This window comes from Formosa sp. A9 (assembly GCF_051200825.1).
Classification (GTDB): domain Bacteria; phylum Bacteroidota; class Bacteroidia; order Flavobacteriales; family Flavobacteriaceae; genus Formosa.
This window is the reverse complement of the sequence record NZ_CP195158.1, coordinates 3,127,502-3,145,899: the sequence shown is the minus strand read 5'-3', so window position 1 is coordinate 3,145,899 and position 18,398 is coordinate 3,127,502. Positions and strand designations below refer to the sequence as shown.

Annotated in this window: 17 protein-coding genes; 14 read left to right on the top strand and 3 right to left on the bottom strand. The window is 33.9% G+C overall.

Annotated features, from left to right (window positions below; genetic code table 11):
• Window positions 1–6 precede the first annotated feature (6 nt).
• The 3 genes from ACR9EA_RS13820 to ACR9EA_RS13810 are packed head-to-tail and all read right to left on the bottom strand — an operon-like array spanning window position 7 to window position 3,635.
• Window positions 7–1,140 carry a hypothetical protein gene (locus ACR9EA_RS13820; protein WP_435134234.1) on the bottom strand — a complete coding sequence of 378 codons (1,134 nt, stop codon included), beginning with the start codon at window positions 1,138–1,140 and terminating at the stop codon, window positions 7–9.
• Window positions 1,141–1,152: 12 nt separating this feature from the next.
• On the bottom strand, window positions 1,153–1,410 hold the full coding sequence (locus tag ACR9EA_RS13815) for a hypothetical protein (protein ID WP_435134231.1): 258 nt from the start codon (window positions 1,408–1,410) through the stop codon (window positions 1,153–1,155).
• A 38-nt stretch (window positions 1,411–1,448) separates the two neighbouring features.
• Window positions 1,449–3,635, bottom strand: a complete 2,187-nt coding sequence (locus ACR9EA_RS13810) for a T9SS type A sorting domain-containing protein (RefSeq protein WP_435134229.1) — start codon at window positions 3,633–3,635, stop codon at window positions 1,449–1,451.
• 311 nt (window positions 3,636–3,946) lie between these two features.
• Here ACR9EA_RS13810 and ACR9EA_RS13805 point away from each other — a divergent pair, with 311 nt between their 5' ends.
• The 14 genes from ACR9EA_RS13805 (at window position 3,947) to ACR9EA_RS13740 (ending at window position 18,348) form a co-directional block, all read left to right on the top strand.
• The gene (locus ACR9EA_RS13805) at window positions 3,947–4,801 is read left to right on the top strand and encodes a zinc-dependent peptidase (RefSeq protein WP_435134226.1); all 855 of its coding nucleotides are present in this window, start codon (window positions 3,947–3,949) and stop codon (window positions 4,799–4,801) included.
• A 507-nt stretch (window positions 4,802–5,308) separates the two neighbouring features.
• Window positions 5,309–5,842, top strand: a complete 534-nt coding sequence (locus ACR9EA_RS13800; protein WP_435134224.1) for an ArsR family transcriptional regulator — start codon at window positions 5,309–5,311, stop codon at window positions 5,840–5,842.
• Entirely contained in the window at window positions 5,842–6,312 is a 471-nt protein-coding gene (locus ACR9EA_RS13795; protein WP_435134222.1) for a UpxY family transcription antiterminator, read from the top strand. Before ACR9EA_RS13800 ends, ACR9EA_RS13795 begins: the two co-directional genes overlap by 1 nt.
• Window positions 6,313–6,418: 106 nt before the next feature.
• Window positions 6,419–7,711: a nucleotide sugar dehydrogenase gene (locus ACR9EA_RS13790; protein ID WP_435134219.1), complete on the top strand. Its 1,293-nt coding sequence runs from the start codon at window positions 6,419–6,421 to the stop codon at window positions 7,709–7,711.
• 148 nt (window positions 7,712–7,859) lie between these two features.
• Window positions 7,860–8,978 carry a GDP-mannose 4,6-dehydratase gene (gene gmd, locus ACR9EA_RS13785; RefSeq protein WP_435134216.1) on the top strand — a complete coding sequence of 373 codons (1,119 nt, stop codon included), beginning with the start codon at window positions 7,860–7,862 and terminating at the stop codon, window positions 8,976–8,978.
• Between the two features lie 22 nt (window positions 8,979–9,000).
• Entirely contained in the window at window positions 9,001–9,957 is a 957-nt protein-coding gene (locus tag ACR9EA_RS13780; protein ID WP_435134214.1) for a GDP-L-fucose synthase family protein, read from the top strand.
• 6 nt (window positions 9,958–9,963) lie between these two features.
• Entirely contained in the window at window positions 9,964–11,355 is a 1,392-nt protein-coding gene (locus ACR9EA_RS13775) for a nucleotide sugar dehydrogenase (protein ID WP_435134211.1), read from the top strand.
• A 142-nt stretch (window positions 11,356–11,497) separates the two neighbouring features.
• Window positions 11,498–12,544: an NAD-dependent epimerase/dehydratase family protein gene (locus ACR9EA_RS13770; RefSeq protein ID WP_435134208.1), complete on the top strand. Its 1,047-nt coding sequence runs from the start codon at window positions 11,498–11,500 to the stop codon at window positions 12,542–12,544.
• Between the two features lie 5 nt (window positions 12,545–12,549).
• Complete coding sequence (locus ACR9EA_RS13765; RefSeq protein ID WP_435134205.1) at window positions 12,550–14,280, top strand: ABC transporter ATP-binding protein; 1,731 nt, start codon at window positions 12,550–12,552, stop codon at window positions 14,278–14,280.
• Window positions 14,281–14,307: 27 nt separating this feature from the next.
• Window positions 14,308–15,072 (top strand): hypothetical protein, encoded by a 765-nt coding sequence (locus ACR9EA_RS13760; RefSeq protein ID WP_435134203.1) that lies wholly within the window; start codon window positions 14,308–14,310, stop codon window positions 15,070–15,072.
• Complete coding sequence (locus tag ACR9EA_RS13755) at window positions 15,073–16,101, top strand: polysaccharide pyruvyl transferase family protein (RefSeq protein WP_435134200.1); 1,029 nt, start codon at window positions 15,073–15,075, stop codon at window positions 16,099–16,101.
• On the top strand, window positions 16,095–17,327 hold the full coding sequence (locus tag ACR9EA_RS13750; protein ID WP_435134197.1) for a glycosyltransferase family 4 protein: 1,233 nt from the start codon (window positions 16,095–16,097) through the stop codon (window positions 17,325–17,327). Before ACR9EA_RS13755 ends, ACR9EA_RS13750 begins: the two co-directional genes overlap by 7 nt.
• A gap of 64 nt (window positions 17,328–17,391) precedes the next feature.
• A complete protein-coding gene (locus tag ACR9EA_RS13745) occupies window positions 17,392–17,931 on the top strand; it encodes a beta-1,6-N-acetylglucosaminyltransferase (RefSeq protein ID WP_435134195.1) in 540 nt (179 codons plus the stop codon).
• A 15-nt stretch (window positions 17,932–17,946) separates the two neighbouring features.
• The gene (locus tag ACR9EA_RS13740; protein WP_435134192.1) at window positions 17,947–18,348 is read left to right on the top strand and encodes a beta-1,6-N-acetylglucosaminyltransferase; all 402 of its coding nucleotides are present in this window, start codon (window positions 17,947–17,949) and stop codon (window positions 18,346–18,348) included.
• Window positions 18,349–18,398 lie beyond the last annotated feature (50 nt).

Below are 18,398 nucleotides of genomic sequence, written 5' to 3'. Positions count from 1 at the left end.
TTACAATTAAATGGGCAAAATAGAACGAAATTTTAAAATGGCATCCTCATTATTACTATACGTTAATTTGTAAAAACTGAGTGTTGTTAACCATTCTAAAAAGGCTTTGGCATTTTCTGGTTTTGGCGAAATCCAAGAATCGGGAATAAGAATTTCTAGAGCTTTTTTAGCGTTAATACGCTTTAATTCTGTAGCAGCATCTTTCTGGTAGTTTATTAAAACTAAGGTTTTGCAGGGGACCTGTAACTTATCGGGTGTTAGTGCTGGGATGTATTTTATAGCACCTTTATAAGCTCTTAAATGATTGTTTTCGAGTTCATCTATATTTGGGATGTATGCGCGGAGTGTATTGAAAGCCCCTTCTTTAGTGGAAATAGCATTTGGCAAATGATATACATTGAAATCTGTATTTAGTAACGGTGTGTTATCGTCTGCAATTAAGGAATAACCAGAGCAGGTTAATAGTGTTGTGAAGGTGCTTTTGCCGCTGCCGGATTGCCCGATTAACATCACTGAGTCTCTGTTGTTGGAGACTGTCGAAGCATGAAATACTCCAATCCAATCGTGGTTCACCTTATTGTGCAATGCATTTATGAGTTCCATATAAATTCTGCCTTGTAATTTGTGGTAGTGATTGGTTGGGAAAGCTCTTACAAAGACATCGTTTTTATATAATAAATGTAAATTATTTTTAATTGAAAGATTAAAATAGAAATCTGTTTTGCTGTATTTAGTGGTTTCTAAATGTGCTAATTGCGGGTGGATATATGTTAGAAGGTCCTCTGATTCATAATTTATACAGAAGATTTTCTTTGAACTACTATAGTATTTGGTAAGAACATAATTTGGTTTTTCGATTGGATGGTCTAATTGCGCAATGCTCTCTTCAATAATATTAGAATTTCGGTCGGTGAGAAATTTTTCAACATCGTTAAGCAATTGTTCGGCTTGAACCGAGCTTAATTGAAATTGTTTTTTATAAAGAGAAACGCATTGCTTTTCTGTATCCGTATCAAAATACGTTTGCAAACAAAAAAACAATCCGTTATCGACAATAGTGTATTGATTTGAAGGCTCAAACCATAAAACCATTAAATCGTTAACGGATTGTGTATATCTAGGTTTTAAAAAACCTTTCAATATCGTTTTATATTAAAAGTTGCTTTTTACCTGATTTTTGTCTATTTGGGTATCCTGAATGGTACTACTGTTAGCAGGAGCACTACTGTCGTCAATTGTAGCTTCGCCACTAGTTCTTGATGCATCTGGATCTGGTGGGTTGCTTGTTTCCTGAGCTCGTAAAGGATTTAACACAGCAAACGTACCTACAGCAGTAAAGGCTGCATATTTACCTAGTTTTTTAATGGCTTCTTTACGAGTGATTTCTGTATGTTTTATTTCCTTTTTCATAAGTGTAAATATAAAATAAGTTTTTGGTAAACAAAATGTTATTTTAAAATAACACGTTTAGAGATTTGGTTTCCAGTATTATTTTCTATGCGAACAATGTAAATACCGCTGCCTAAACCAGTCGTGTTAATAGTATATTCATTAACCGTTTGATTTAAAACAGTATTGTGTACTTGTCGACCTTGGATATCGAAAATGGCTAATTTGGTATTTCTATATAATTGTCCTTTAAGTTTTATAGAGCGTTCACCTGTAAATATTTGTATTTGATCTTTGGTGCTGTCTTCTATACTAAGTTTACTGTCGTCGGTTGTATGTAGAATAAAGCGGCCCAAGCCAGACAGTTTTTCGTCGGTAGTAAAGGTGTAAGCTTTATCCGATAAAAGAGTCCAGGTGTTTGTTTTAGTATCTTCTAAGTACACTGTTGCACTTTCGCTTAAAGTAGATTCTTTAATTTCTAAAGTAATTTGCTGTCCTTTTGGGGCTATTATACCAAGCGGGATATCAATTCCAGTTGCTAAATTACTGTTAGGTAATGTTTGGATGGCTATTTTAAAGTCAGGATTAGATTCTACCATTTGTGTGAAAAGGGTGTAACCTGAGGCATTGTTGCCATAAATTGTGGCATCGTAACCTTTATCAAAACCTAAACTTGCGATATCGTTGAAGTATACTTCTGTAGTGTGTCGCGTTGTTTCACCACTGTTCATTGCTAATTTAAAGTGCGTTTTATTAATGTTTGTTGTTCTGCCGGCTATAAAGTCATCGCCAGGACCATTGGTTCTCATCTCTGGATTGAAAACCATGTACGCGTCTGGGCTTGATGAAGGGATCGCAACGAAAAACCCTTGCCCAGGTGCCATTTGCACACCAGAACTTAGATTATAAACTAACCAACCATCAGAAGCATTCCCGTCGTAACCATAAACAGCTTCTTTCCCTGACTGAAATAAATCTTCATTGGTTGAAACAAAATTTGCAATATCAAGATAAGACGTGTATGGATTTCCAATTAAATTCCATTGCGATGCATATTCATCGGTATATAAAACAAAACGAGATACTGATCCTGTTTCTATATCTCCAGAAAAGACAAAGAAGTTGCCGTTTGAGTTAGTTTGTGAACGATACCCTTCACCTGCTTCTAAAATTTCACCTTCTATCACTTCTTCTGTAGACCAGTTAAGGTAGCTACCAGAAAGCTTGGAGTAAGGGCCAAAACGTACTTGATTTGTACCTGCATCTACCATATTGTCGGCATTTGTTATTGCGAAATCTGAAAACAATTCTCCTGGTAAAGGTGAAGAGATTAAATCGCTTGTAGCTTCATTAACATGTCTTGAATACCTAGCACTACCAATTGGAGATCCATTAACTATTAAAGAGCCATAATTCTGAGAATTAGATTCAATTAATAGGTTGTTAGCTGTAGTAATATCGTTAACTGTTAAAGAACCTGTTGGGGCTATAGTTATACCAGCTCCAGTTTCAGTGTATACATTTTGTAGTTGTATGGCGGAGTCTATAATATATGTGCCGTCTACAATAAGGGCATTACTATCACCCGTTTCATTATCAGGAATAGGGTGTTCCGTTGTGCCTCCTGTCCAAAGTCCACCTTGATAAATGAAACCGTCAAAAGAATCTATAGCAACTGCTTTAAAGTTGTCAAAAGAAAAAACTGCAGCTGCATAGTTGTTGTGAAAACCTGCAGGATAATTTACCTGAATATAAAAAGCTATTATTGAGCTATTATTGGGCACATTGATTGATACAGTTCCAGAACCAGATCCTGAATTTAATGCGTTGGAAGCTAAAGTCTCTGAAGCAAATTCTTCACCATCTACATATAACTGATAAGTTAGGGTAGGTACAAAATTTTGATTTTGAGCTATATATTCATAGTCGAAGCTAGCAACAACATCTTCAAATTCACTAATATCTAAATCATCAAATTCTAAATAGTAATTTAATCTAGAAGCTGGAGTCTTGGCGCTATTCTGTAAACCAAAAAAGAAATCTCCATCATCAGCTGTTCCTATTGATCCAAGGATATCAAGCACCCTCCATTGAGTAGCAGCAGTGTTTATTGGAGCTGTTGGAGTAGTTGAATAATTCCATGTGCTTTCAGTGTCGAAATTTTGAGAGCCAATCGTCACATCTTGTCCATAACTAGCAGATGCAAGCGTTATACAACATAATAATAAAAAGTAAATTTTCTTCATAGTTATTAATTTTTAAGATTCATAGCAACTTACCTGTAGTAAGTGTTTGGTATTTAACTAAATAATAGTTTAGGTGGTACAAAGATAAATAAATTTATATTGTGTGTTTTAATATACGATTAAACTTTCTGTTTTTTGATAAAATACCAATTTTTAAGACGAAATGGTGTATGTATTTGTAAAATAGGTTGCTTATCGGTAAATTCTTTAGTCTTATCTAAAACTTTGTGTATCACTACTATAGTCAGGTATTTGTGCTTATCTTTAGTATTCAAAATTCCCTCGCTTTACTAACTTTAAAAATCTAAACTATGGCTTTGGCTATATCTTCGTTGCAACAGTTTAGCTTACCGAGTAAGCTTATTTTGGGCGTTTTTCTTGCGCTTTTGATATCTATTATGGTGTATTATACCTTTAAAATGATTGAAATGGTGTATGTTATTCGTTTTAAAAAACCACTGTTTGTTCATTTTTATATGGCGCTTAAAAAACTTAATGACGCCGATAAAGCGTTGTTGTATAAGAATTTTAATTTTTATAAATCTTTAAACGAAAAACAACGCCTGTATTTCGATCATCGTGTTATTGCTTTTATTAATGATAAAGAGTTTATTGGACGTGATGGATTAACTGTTACTCACGACATGAAGTTGTTAATTTCTGCGCATGCGGTTATTTTAACATTTGGTTTTAGAGATTTCTTTATTGGTTTAATCGATAAGATATTTATTTATCCGAACAAATTTTACTCCAGCTCTAGCGATGCTTATCATAAAGGTGAAATGAATCCGAGATTGAAAACGCTTGTTATTTCTTGGGAAGATTTTATGCATGGTCTAGAAATGACTAATAATACTGTGAATGTTGGTATTTTTGAGTTTACCCATGCTATTCATTTTAATAGTATGAAGGAAGGCGATGTGAGCTCTACTATTTTCTCAGATTCTTTTAAAGAGCTGGCGCGTATGCTAACCAAAAACGAGGGGCTGCGTAAAGAATTGATGGAGTCTCGTTTTTTTAAGGATCATCAAATTTTGAACCAGTTCGATTTTCTTGCCGTTATCATGGAGCATTTTATAGAACGTCCTACTGAGTTTAAAGGGCAATTTCCTCAGGTTTATGCCAAGGCTAAGCAAATGTTGAATTTTAACTTCGTAGGGTATTAGATGGTGAATCAGTTATGTGGTTATTTGATTTAATTGTCTTGGTGATTTTTTCGTTGGAATAATCGCTTTTTAATACGTTATCCATGAAGTATCTATACTTGAGCTGTGGCGTATCTGTATAGTAACCTTACTTCGGAATTATTTAAAAATATCATTTAGCAAATTGATAGAGTGTTGATTTTTAGTTGCATCATTGTTCTTGTTCGTTAGTTGAAAATATGCGCTGTTAGTGCAGGACTTTCATTTTCTGTAAATATTTTTGCGCCACGAATGCACGAACATTTGACATAGTTTTTATAAAAAATATTCGTGTATTTGTGGCTAAAATGAACACAAATAATAGAACTTTCAGTCTGTTTTCAAACTTATGGAATTCCAGTCTTTTTTGGTTTGGTTGACTAGAGTGTTAAATTTCGGTAAACAAAAACGTTTTCGGTAAAAACTTCTGCAAAAATATTTTTGTAATAAATAAAAAAGAGTAGTTTTGTTACTCGTTTATTAATCAAAATGCTAGAGTCCCTAATCACCTCAAAAACCCGAATCAGGATATTGGTTAAGTTGTTTCTTAATGCAAACAACAGTGGGTATTTACGTGGCTTAGCTCTAGAGTTTAACGAGTCTACAAACGCTGTTCGTAAAGAACTTAATCAGTTGTCTTCCGCAGGTTACCTTGGTAAAGGTAAAGAGCAAAACAAAGTTACATACAAAGCAAATACACAACATCCGTTGTTTGTGCCGTTACAAAATATGGTGCGAAAATATGTAGGGATAGATACTATCGTACGTACGGTTTTACAGCGTATGGGCGAGGTATCTCGTGTTATAGTTGTTGGAGATTATGCGAAGGGTGTAGATAGTGGATTGATAGATGTAGTTGTTGAAGGTGAAGATTTAAATACGGTTTATATTAATCAGATGGCCGGAAAAATTGAACAGGAGATAGGGAGGAAGGTGAGTTTTTCCTTTACCAGTACGTTTTCTCACGACGATGGTTTTGTGATTTATGATAAACGTATAGAAGAGGATACAACACAGGTGTGATGGAAGAGAAATGGTATGTGGTGTATACAAAGTCGAGAGGTGAAAAGAAGGTTGCTGAGCAACTGAATGCTTTAGGAGTAAAAGCTTATTGTCCTGTAAAAACCGAAATGCGCGTTTGGAGCGACAGAAAGAAAAAAGTTGTAGTGCCCTTGTTGCCATCTATGATATTAGTGAAGTTGCCAGAGCAAGATAGAGATAGGGTGTTTGCGGTTTCTGGTGTTGTAAGATATATGTTTTGGGGAGGAAAGCCAGTTGTGGTTAGAGAGCATGAAGTGGAAGTGCTTAAAGAAGTGGAACAAAATAATGGTATGGAGCTTAATGCTGTTGAGGCTATTGGTCCAGGAACACAATTGGAGTTGAGCAACTTTGGTTTTGAAGACCAGTCAGGAGAGGTGAAGCATGTGTCGGGAAACCAATGTTGGGTGGTGTTGAAAGATTTAGGATATGTAGTGAAACTGCAATTGCAGTAAAAAATAAAATAGAAATAAATACGTTGGGAGCAACCCGAAATGGGATGCACCACGGCGGAGCCGTGGATTTTACATAATTAACGGAAGTTTAAGGATGACAAAACAATTGAAAGAAAAAACAATAGCGGTTATTGGTTTAGGCTATGTTGGCTTACCATTAGCTGTTGAATTTGCAAAACAATATAAAACTATTGGTTTTGATATAAATGGGAAGCGGGTAGCGGAGTTGTTGCAGGGAGAAGATCATACTTTGGAAGTGAGTTCGAGTCAACTACAAGATGTTTTAGTTCAAGATGATTTGTTTGAAAGTAATAAGAAGGGTTTGGTGCCAACTTCTAATGAAGCTATTTTATCCAAAGCCAATATTTTTATAATAACCGTCCCTACGCCTACAGATAAAAATAATCGACCAGTTTTAACACCTTTAATCAAAGCTTCAGAAACCGTTGGACGTGTTTTAAAAGTGGGCGATATTGTTATTTATGAATCTACAGTTTACCCAGGGGTGACGGAAGATGAATGTGTACCAGTTTTAGAGTCGTTCTCTGGTTTAAAGTTTAATGTTGATTTTTATGCGGGTTATTCACCAGAGCGAATTAACCCTGGAGATAAAGAGCATACGGTGTCTAAAATATTAAAAGTAACCTCAGGGTCAACACCTGAAATTGCTGAAGAGGTAGATGTGTTATATAAGTCTATAATTACTGCAGGAACTTTTAAAGCTACTTCCATTAAAGTAGCTGAGGCAGCAAAAGTTATCGAAAATAGCCAAAGGGATATAAATATTGCTTTCGTTAACGAATTGGCAAAAATATTTAATTTATTAAATATTAATACGCATGACGTATTAGAAGCGGCTAGTACCAAATGGAACTTTTTGCCTTTTAAACCAGGTTTGGTAGGCGGTCATTGTATAGGTGTGGATCCTTATTATTTGGCTCAAAAGGCTCAAGAAGTTGGGTATCATCCAGAGATTATACTTGCGGGAAGGCGTTTAAACGATACCATGGGGAATTATGTGTCGCAAGAAATTGTTAAAACCATGATTGGAAAAGGGCAATGTGTTAAAGGAGCTAAGGCTCTTTTATTAGGTATAACTTTTAAGGAAAACTGTCCAGATATTAGAAATACTAAGGCAATTGATATTTACAACGGATTAAAGGGGTTTCATGTTGATGTAGATGTTTATGATCCGTGGGCAAATAGTTTGGAAGTGAAAGAAGAATTTGAAATAGATTTATTATCGGATTTAGGTGATACTATTTATGATTGTATAGTGTTGGCTGTTGCACATAAGGCATTTTTAACGATTAATATCAGTCAATTAAAATCGAGTCAAGGAATTATTTATGATGTTAAGGGTATCTTACCAGATGCTATTGTCGATAAGCGTTTGTAGAAATAATACTAATTATAAATAGATTTATTTAATTCTTGTCAGAACATTAAAAAATCAAATAACATAGGTCGCACCAGAATGGAAACGTGACCTCTGTGAAAAAATATTAGAAATTACACCAAAAGGTGATTTAAATTTTATCAGTCTAATGAAACAAAAAGTAGCGTTAATTACAGGCGTAACAGGACAAGATGGAGCTTACTTGAGTGAGTTTTTATTGAAAAAGGGATATCAGGTACACGGTTTAAAACGTCGTTCTTCATTATTTAATACCGATCGTATCGATCACTTGTATCAGGATCCGCATGTCGATGAACGTAATTTCTTTTTACATTATGGCGATATGACTGATAGTACGAATTTAATTCGTTTGATTCAAGAAATTCAGCCAGATGAGATTTATAATTTGGCGGCTATGAGTCACGTACATGTGTCTTTCGAAGTGCCAGAATATACTGGTAATGCCGATGGTTTGGGGACACTTCGTATTTTAGATGCAGTACGATTATTAGGACTGGAAAAGAAAACGAGAATTTATCAGGCATCAACATCAGAGTTGTATGGAAAAGTACAAGAAGTACCACAGTCTGAAACCACGCCGTTTTACCCGCGTAGTCCGTATGCGGTTGCCAAAATGTATGCGTATTGGATTACCGTAAATTATCGTGAAGCTTATGGCATGTATGCGTGTAATGGTATTCTATTTAATCACGAATCACCAATTCGAGGAGAAACATTTGTAACCCGTAAAATTACAAGAGCTGTGTCTCGTATTGCTTTAGGATTACAGGATAAATTTTATTTAGGAAATTTAGATGCGCAACGCGATTGGGGACATGCTAAAGATTATGTGCGTATGATGTGGATGATTCTTCAAGCCGATGAAGCCGAAGATTGGGTAATTGCTACTGGTAAAACGACTCCAGTTAGAGATTTTGTACGCATGGCATTTTCCGAAGTTGGAATCACTTTAGAATTTAAAGGTGAAGGAGTCGAAGAGAAAGCTTATGTAGCATCTTGTGACAATCCTGAATATCAATTAGAAATTGGGAAAGAAGTTCTAGCGGTTGATCCTAAATATTTCAGACCTACAGAGGTTGATTTATTAATTGGAGATGCCACTAAAGCTAATACAAAACTAGGATGGATACCAGAGTTTGAACTGCAAGACTTAGTGAAGGATATGATGAAGAGTGATGTAAAGCTGATGCAGAAAGACCAATATCTTAAGGATGGAGGTTACGAGATTTTAAATTATTTTGAATAATTTAAAATCTAAATCAATATTTATGGACAAGACTTCAAAAATATATATAGCAGGCCATCGTGGTATGGTTGGTTCAGCTGTTTGGCGAGCTTTAGAGGCCGATGGATTTACAAATCTTATAGGGCGTACAAGTTCGGAATTGGATTTACGTGACCAGAAAGCTGTAAATCAATTCATTATAGACAAACAACCCGATGTTGTTATCGATGCTGCTGCACGTGTTGGTGGTATTTTAGCAAATAACAATTATCCGTATCAGTTTTTAATGGAGAATTTACAGATTCAAAATAACCTTATTGATGCTGCTCATAAATTGGATGTCAAAAAGTTTATTTTTCTAGGTAGCTCCTGTATATATCCAAAATTAGCGCCGCAACCTTTAAAAGAAGCCTATTTATTAACCGATAGTTTAGAACCTACCAACGAGTGGTATGCTATTGCAAAAATAACAGGTGTTAAGGCTTGCGAAGCGATTAGAAAGCAATACCAGAAAGATTTTGTGAGTTTGATGCCTACAAATTTATACGGCACACACGATAATTTCGATTTAGAAACTTCCCATGTGCTACCAGCCATGATTCGTAAGTTTCATGAAGCCAAAGAACATGGTAATGCGCCAGTAACCTTATGGGGAAGTGGCACACCTATGCGCGAATTTTTATATGTAGATGATATGGCCGAAGCTGTAGTATTTGCTGTAAATAATGTACTTCCAGAACATTTATATAACGTAGGTACGGGAACCGATGTTACAATTAAGCAATTGGCTGAGACTATTCAAAGTGTAACTGGCCATGAAGGGGAGATTATCTGGGATGCTGAAAAACCAGATGGTACACCAAGAAAATTGATGGACGTATCGAAACTTAAATCAGCAGGATGGTCTTACAAAACAGATTTATTAGCAGGTATACAAAAAACATATACTTGGTTTTTAGAACATCAAACCACAATAAAACAAGTAAAATTGTCTAAATAAATCCACATGAAAGTAAAAAATATTTGTTGTATCGGTGCAGGTTATGTTGGAGGTCCAACTATGGCTGTTATCGCACAAAAAAATCCGAACATTAACGTAACTGTAGTCGATTTAAACGAAAAGCGAATTGCTGCATGGAACGACGATAATTTAGATAACCTGCCAGTTTATGAACCAGGTTTAGATGCTGTAGTAGGCGAATCACGTGGTAGAAATTTGTTTTTTAGTACAGCTGTAGATGCCGCTATAGATGCCGCAGATATGATTTTTATATCGGTAAATACGCCTACAAAAACGTATGGAGTAGGTAAAGGCATGGCTGCCGATTTAAAATATATCGAGTTGTGCGCGCGTCAGATCGCTAGAGTATCCAAAAGCGATAAAATCATTGTAGAAAAATCGACACTCCCGGTAAGAACTGCAGAAGCAGTTAAAAACATTTTAGATAATACAGGAAATGGTGTTAAATATCAAATATTATCAAATCCTGAGTTTTTAGCTGAAGGTACAGCGGTAGAAGATTTACAAGCTCCAGATCGTGTGTTGATTGGTGGAGAACAAACTCCTGAAGGTTTAGAAGCCATTCAGGCATTAGTAGATGTTTATGCAAGTTGGGTGCCTAAAGCTCAAATTATAACTACTAACCTATGGTCATCGGAGTTATCTAAATTAACTGCGAACGCCTTTTTAGCGCAACGTGTGTCTTCTATAAATGCGTTGTCGGAATTATGTGAAGTTACTGGTGCTAACGTAGACGAAGTGGCGAATGCTATTGGTAAAGACAGTCGTATTGGACCTAAGTTTTTAAAAGCATCCGTTGGTTTTGGCGGATCTTGTTTCCAGAAAGATATTTTAAACTTAGTGTATATCGCTAAATCTTATGGATTAGATGCTGTTGCCGATTATTGGGAACAAGTGATTATTATGAACGATCATCAAAAGCATCGCTTTGCAGCGAATATGGTGAGAACCATGTATAACACGGTTTCTGGTAAAAAATTGGCTTTCTTAGGATGGGCTTTCAAAAAAGACACAAACGATACCCGTGAATCGGCTGCTATTTATGTGGCTGATAAATTAATCGATGAACAAGCTAATGTTGTGGTATACGATCCTAAGGTAACAGATCAGCAAATGTACAGTGACTTAGATTACTTGCAAACTAGATCTTCAGAAGCGAATCAAAATGCTTTAACCGTTGAGAACGATCCGTACAAAGCTTTAGAAGGTGCTCACGCCATAGCTGTGTTAACCGAATGGGATGAATTTAAAACGTACGATTGGCAACGCATTTACGATAACATGCACAAGCCAGCATTTGTATTTGATGGTAGAAGCTTATTAGATAAATCCGCATTGGAACAGGTTGGTTTTCAGGTTTATGTAATTGGGCAGTAAATCGGTTACTCAGTGAAGTGGTGACGCAGTGATGCTGTGATGCCGTGAATTGTGGTTGAATAGTGAATCGAAGACACAGTGTGATTTCTAATAGTCTAAGTTATATAAAGGTATAACAGCATAACCTTATAACCATTATATTATGGAACAACAAAATGATAAAACTGAAATAAAAACGATACTTGTAACGGGAGTCGCAGGCTTCATTGGTTTTCATGTTGCAAAATCGCTTTTGAATTTAGGACATTGTATTATCGGTATCGACAATATTAATGATTATTACGACATCAATTTAAAATATGCGCGTTTAACAGAATTAGGTGTTTTAAGAACTGAAGCTGAGCAGGATTTACATGCTACTTCAAGCGAAACTTTTGGCGATCGTATGCAATTCATTAAAATGAATTTGGAAGATCGTGAAGCTATGGCGCAGTTGTTTCAAGATTTCAAGTTTGATTCTGTTTGCAATTTAGCCGCGCAGGCAGGTGTGCGTTATTCATTACAAAATCCTAATGCTTATGCCGATAGTAACCTGATTGGTTTTTTAAATATCTTAGAAGGTTGCCGAAATCATCATATCAAGCGCTTGGTTTATGCCAGTAGCTCTAGTGTTTATGGTAATAGCGATGCGGTTCCGTTTAAAGAAACAGCTAATGTAGATTACCCTATTAGCTTATATGCGGCCACAAAAAAGGCTAATGAGTTGATGGCACATACTTATAGTCATTTGTATGGTTTTGAGACCATAGGCTTACGATTCTTTACGGTGTATGGGCCTTGGGGCAGACCCGATATGGCTATGTTTTTATTTACAGATGCAATTATTAACGATAGACCAATCAAGGTATTTAATAACGGTGATTTATCTCGTGATTTTACTTATATAGACGATATTGTTTCGGGAGTAGTTGCTACGTTATTACAGCCTTCGGAGGCATCGAGATTATACAAACTTTATAACATTGGCAATAGCCAGCCTGTACAATTACTAGATTATATTGAAGCTGTAGAGGAGGCTTTAGGGAAAACTGCCATTAAAGATATGCTCCCTATGCAGCCAGGCGATGTTAAACAAACGTATGCCGATACCTCAGCTTTAGAACAACAATATAAATACAAACCTAAAACCGATGTCAAAGCTGGTGTTAAAGCTTTTGTAGATTGGTATAAAACATTTTATAAAAATTAAAATGCATGAAAATAGTTTATAAAACAATTCGTTTTGTAATAGAAATACTTCCTTCAAAAGATAGGATGAAATTAATTATTGTAGGATGTTTACTGTTTTTAAGTTCATTTTTAGATTTACTTGGACTCGGTGCTTTATTACCTGTTTTTTCTGTTTTGCTGGAAGATGATGGTATAGGAAAAAATCCTTATCTAAAAGGGATTTATGATACACTACATTTAACAAATGAGAACCAATTAGTAGTTATTCTGGCTATTGGCTTATTTTTAGTAATATTAGGTAAAAACTTAATAGGTTTATTAATAGTCAAGCATAATTCTAAATTTGCACTTGGTTTATCAAAAGATTTTGCCTTAAAGATGCATCAAATTTATTATAAAAAAGGCTTTTCTTTTTTTAAAACTACAAACTCTAATGTTGTAATGAGAAATGTTCGTGTAGCAACAACACAATTTGCACAATTACAGGTGTTAGGCGCATTGAATTTTTTAAACGAAGTTATAGTTTTAGTATTTATAGTTGTATTTATAGCAATTTACAATTTTAAAATTTTATTGTTGCTAGCTTGTACTGTACTGCCTCCATTTTTAATATTTTATAGTTGGGTTAGAAAAAAATCGCATGAGCTAGGTAATGTTACTCAAAAGGTTACTCCCTTGGTGGGTAAAAACATGTTTCAAAGTATATTTGGTTTTGTCGATGTGAAAATAATGGGGGCAGAACAAGAGTTTAGAGATAAAATTGAAGAGAATTTAGACGATTTAGTAGATGTAAGTGTTAAAACTAATATTTATAACTTGGTTCCTACTCGAGTAATTGAAACTTCAATTATGCTAGCAGTAGCTATTATGATTTCTTTTGGTATTTATTACTTTCCATCTAAAGTAGAACTTTTAAAATTATTGGGTTTATTTGCTGTTGCAGGATATCGTATTATGCCATCTATAAATCGTATGATGGTCGCAATTAATGGACTAAATAGGTCTAATTGGATTTTTGAGGTGCTATCTCCTTTAAAAACCGAGGCCAGATTACTTGAAGAACCAAAACAATATCCTATAGCTTTTAATCAACATTTAAGGTTAGAACAAGTAGAATTTAGTTACCCAAATTCAGAAACCCCAGTTTTAAAGAATATTAACCTGACTATTAAAAAGGGAGAGGTTATAGGTTTAGTAGGGCCATCTGGAGCAGGTAAAACGACTTTAATGAATATCTTATTGGGATTTTTATCGCCAACTAAGGGTAGTTTTCTTATTGACCAGACAGTATTGGATATTAGTCACGAGAAGGCTTTCTACGAAAAAGTGGGCTATGTGCAGCAACAGGTTTATTTGATAGATGGTACTATTGCCGAAAACATAGCTTTTGGTTGTAAAGAAGAAGAGATAGATAATAAAAAGCTTCAAACGGTTATAGAAAAGGCCAATTTAAGGAGTATGGTTGATAGTTTGGAGTTTGGGGAGAAAGAAATTATTGGCGAAAATGGGACGCGATTATCTGGAGGACAAAGACAACGGATTGGAATAGCTAGAGCTTTATATTTTGATTCTGAAATTCTTTTTCTTGATGAAGCCACATCCGCTCTAGATACCGAAACAGAAAAGGAGATTACAGATTCAATACACACTTTAAGTGATGGCAACCTTACGTTAATAATTATAGCGCATAGATTGAGTACTTTAAAACACTGTAATAGAATTATTACAATTGAAGATGGGGAAATAAAAAAATAAAAATATTTTAAACTATTTTAAGAATTAATGATTGTTACTAAAGATTTTGTTTTGTTAAACTACCCCAAAACAGGTAGTTCGTATATGCGAGAATGTATAAAACAATTATATAAAGAAGATAGCTTATTTAATAGTATCTTTTACAAACAAGAAGTTTTTAAAGAGTTATATTTTCCTAAAATATATGGTAACCCGTCGTCTAACTATAAGGATCAACATGGGATAGCAAAACAAATCCCTAAGATGTATCAAGACCGCCCAATTTTAACAGTTGTAAGAAATCCTTTAGAAAGAATAACGTCCTCTTATTATTTTGGATGGTGGAAAAGAAATCCGGTAGGGGAGATATCTTCAATCGAAAAAGAATATCCAGATTATCCGAATATAGATCTGTTAACTTATGCGAAGTTATTAAATAATCCAAAGTTAACACCTTCTAACTTATTGCCGCAATATGCAGATACGTTAGGATATAGTACGCGACTTTTTTTAATATTTTATTCTGAAGATCCTGAACATTCAGCACAACGCTTAATCTCAGGACAAACAGAAGACTTATTGGGTGTTATTAAACCGAATATTCATTTTTTGAAACAAGAGCACTTGCAAGAAGATTTAACACAATATATAAAAACACATACATCTAGAGATCATAAAGTTCTGTCTTCAGTTCCTGAAAAAAATAAAGGGAATTATAATAAGAAAGCTTATGATAATGATTTTGTAGAATATATGCTAAGTATGGATAAATATCTTATTAATACTTTCTATAAAAATGAAATAACTTTATAAATGAAAATTGGAATTTTAGGTTGGTATTACCAGAATAATGCAGGTGACGATAGAATTTTAGAATGTTTAAGTGGAAAATTGAAAGCATTAGGAGTAACTGATGTAGCGGTATTTATAGCATGGGAAGAACTAGAAACTAAAATACATGATATTAATACCTGCGATTTTTTGCTAGTAGGAGGAGGAGGATTAATTCTTAGAAACACTAATAGAGTTGTTGATTTAATGGAAAGGGTAACTATTCCATGGGGGTTTATTGGTGTAAGTATTGATAGTGTAGGAAATGATAATATCGACTTTATAACCTATATAGCTAAGCATGCTAAATTTGTTGTGGTAAGAGATAAATTTAGTGTTGATATTTTCAATAATTATATGGATGGCAATCTCTTTTTAGCTCCAGATTTAACCTTCTTAAATCCTTACCCTAAAGCTTCTAATTCAGGAGAGCAAGGCACTGTCGCATTATCTTTAAGGCCTTGGAAAGCTAACATATTTAAACAGTACACTAGAAATTACCACAGATTTAATAAATTAAATCATAAATTACCTTTTTTATCTTCTGTTTTAGGATTGTGGGATATAAAAAAGTTTTTGAATTTAGTTAAAATTAGTACCACAAAACGTATAACACCATTCCCTTTACACATTAATTCGAAAAATGGAGATAATTTATTATTTCGAGATTATTTAAATTTTAATGAGGAATTAGAATTTAATATTAATGACCTGAGAAATAGCGATTATCTTATAGGCATGCGTTTACATTCTTTGATATTTGCTACTCAAATGGGAGTTCCTTTTATTGCTGTGAGTTATGCGAATAAAATTGATAACTATTTGGCCGATTTGGGAATGCTGGAGTTTTGTGTGAATGTAAATGATTTTAAAAAACTACCAAACAAAATAAAAGCATTGCAAAGTAATAGGACGCGTATTGTTGAAATGTTGGTATCCAAAAGTGACAAGAATCAAAGTGAAATTAATACACTTTTAGAGCAGATTTATAAAACATATATTCTATGTTAAAAACACCTATGTTGTTTGTAACAAATCTTCATTTTAGGAAAGATGGCAATGGAGGACAACAACGCACTTATTTTTTGATTAAGGAATTATCCAAACATTTCGATTTACATGTTTTGTCTCCATATAGCAATAGTAACAATCTTGATGTTGATGCTAATTTTATAGTAAGCAAAGCAGTTAGAGCAAAAAAAACACTTATTCAAAATAGATTTGTTTTTCAAGGTTTTAAAATGTTAAATAACATTCTTAAAAAATATGAATCTGAAACAGCTTTGCACCAATCAAACTTAGAAACCTATTTGTTAAAAAAACAATTGCAAGAAATTAAACACAATCCAAAGTGTACAAATTTGGACACGATTGTGTTTGATACTTTAGCTGTGGTCCAAAATGTTAATGGTCTTTTTAAGAATAAGATTCTTAATGCGCATAATTTTGACTCGGAGTTGGCGCAAATGAGTATAGATAATAAACGTAATAATGCAGAAACTACCGATTCAGAACTGTTAAAAAACGAAAATGAGTTAAACGTTTTGCAACGTTATGAGCATAACATTGATGCCTATTTTTCAGAAATTTGGGTATGTAGTAAAGCTGATGAGGTTAAATTTAAAAACGCCAATCCGAAGACTAATGTGAGGTTTTTTGAAATTCCTAATGGGTCAGATATCGAGTCTAGGACTTTTCAAGACGTCAAAGAGGATTACAAGAATATTTTGTTTGTAGGTACTTTAAATTATTTTCCAAATGTTAACGGATTACAATGGTTTGTAGAAAATATTTTTGGTGCTTTACCCAAAGCATATACATTAACCATAGTTGGTAAATCTCCAAATTTAAATGATTTCAAATTTATAAAACCTTTTAATAATATTCGGTTGGTTGGAGAAGTAGAAGATATTGAAGCTGAATATAAAAAATACGATGTAGTGGTTGTGCCTCTTTTAGAAGGTAGCGGAACTAGACTTAAAATATTAGAAGCGATGTCTTATGGGAAATTGGTACTGAGTACAGCTAAAGGAATAGAAGGTATAGATGCTATAGATGGGGAACACTTTTTTGAATTTAATTCTGATGTAGATTTTTTAAACATCCTAAAACATTTTGATGATAAGGAGCAATTATTAAAGATCAGAAAAAATGGAAGACGATTAATGAAAGATAGGTATAGTTGGCAGGGAGTTATTCAAAAATACGTAGAAGATCTAGAGGCTAACAAATTATAAATTTTTAATTTATTTACAATAGTGCGCGTAATTAACTAAAATGAATAGACATCTCCTTAACTAAATGGAACATAGAATAGTTAATAAGACTTACCTCATACTAGCTCATAAAAATCCTGAACAATTAAAGCGATTAATTGATAGATTAGATGATAGTTGTTCTAAATTCTTAATTCACATTGATTTAAAATCAGACATCACTCCTTTTGTCGATCTAATCAAGACAGCTAATGTGCAATTTATAGTTAATCGAGTAAATTGTGTTTGGGGAGATTATTCTCAAGTAGCGGCAACACTAAACCTTATTGAAATAGCATTGCAGACTTCCTCGGAAGGACATGTAATATTATTAAGCGGTCAGGACTATCCAATAAAAAATTCTTTATTTATAAACGATTTTTTATATACAAATAAAGATCATGATTTTATAATAACACGACCAGTAGAAAATAACACACATACTTACGAACGTGTAAAAAAGTATAAATTTAATTTGTCAGATAAAAGAGGAGATTATATTCTTTTACCTCCCATAGTGGGTTTGTCTGTTAAAGATATTAAAGCAATAACACGGCTTTTATTAAAACGCACTAAGTTTTTTTAAAAATTATGGCCCATATTGAGCATTAAGCGCTCTAGCTGTTTTGATAGTTATCATTGGGGAGGCCAGTGGTGGTGTTTAACTTACAGTACATTACAAAAAATTTATTCTTATTATTTAGAGCACCGTAAAGAGTTAGACGCTTATTATAAACATACATTTTGTGCAGATGAACAATTTTTTCAAACTATACTTAATGTGGTGTCTAAAGATGATGCCTCTATAAAAATTGAGCCAAACCTTCATTTTACAGATTGGAGCAGGAAAAACGAACCTTTACCCGTAACTTTTAAAGCAGAAGATTTAAACTTGTTATTAAATCAACCAGAAAATAAGCTGTTTGCCAGAAAATTTGATTTTGATGTAGATGTTGATATTATGAATTTATTAGATCAAAATTTAACTGTTAAAGGGAGTTAGTATAAAATACTGAAATTAAATTATTGAAAAATTAGTACTGTGAAGCAGAA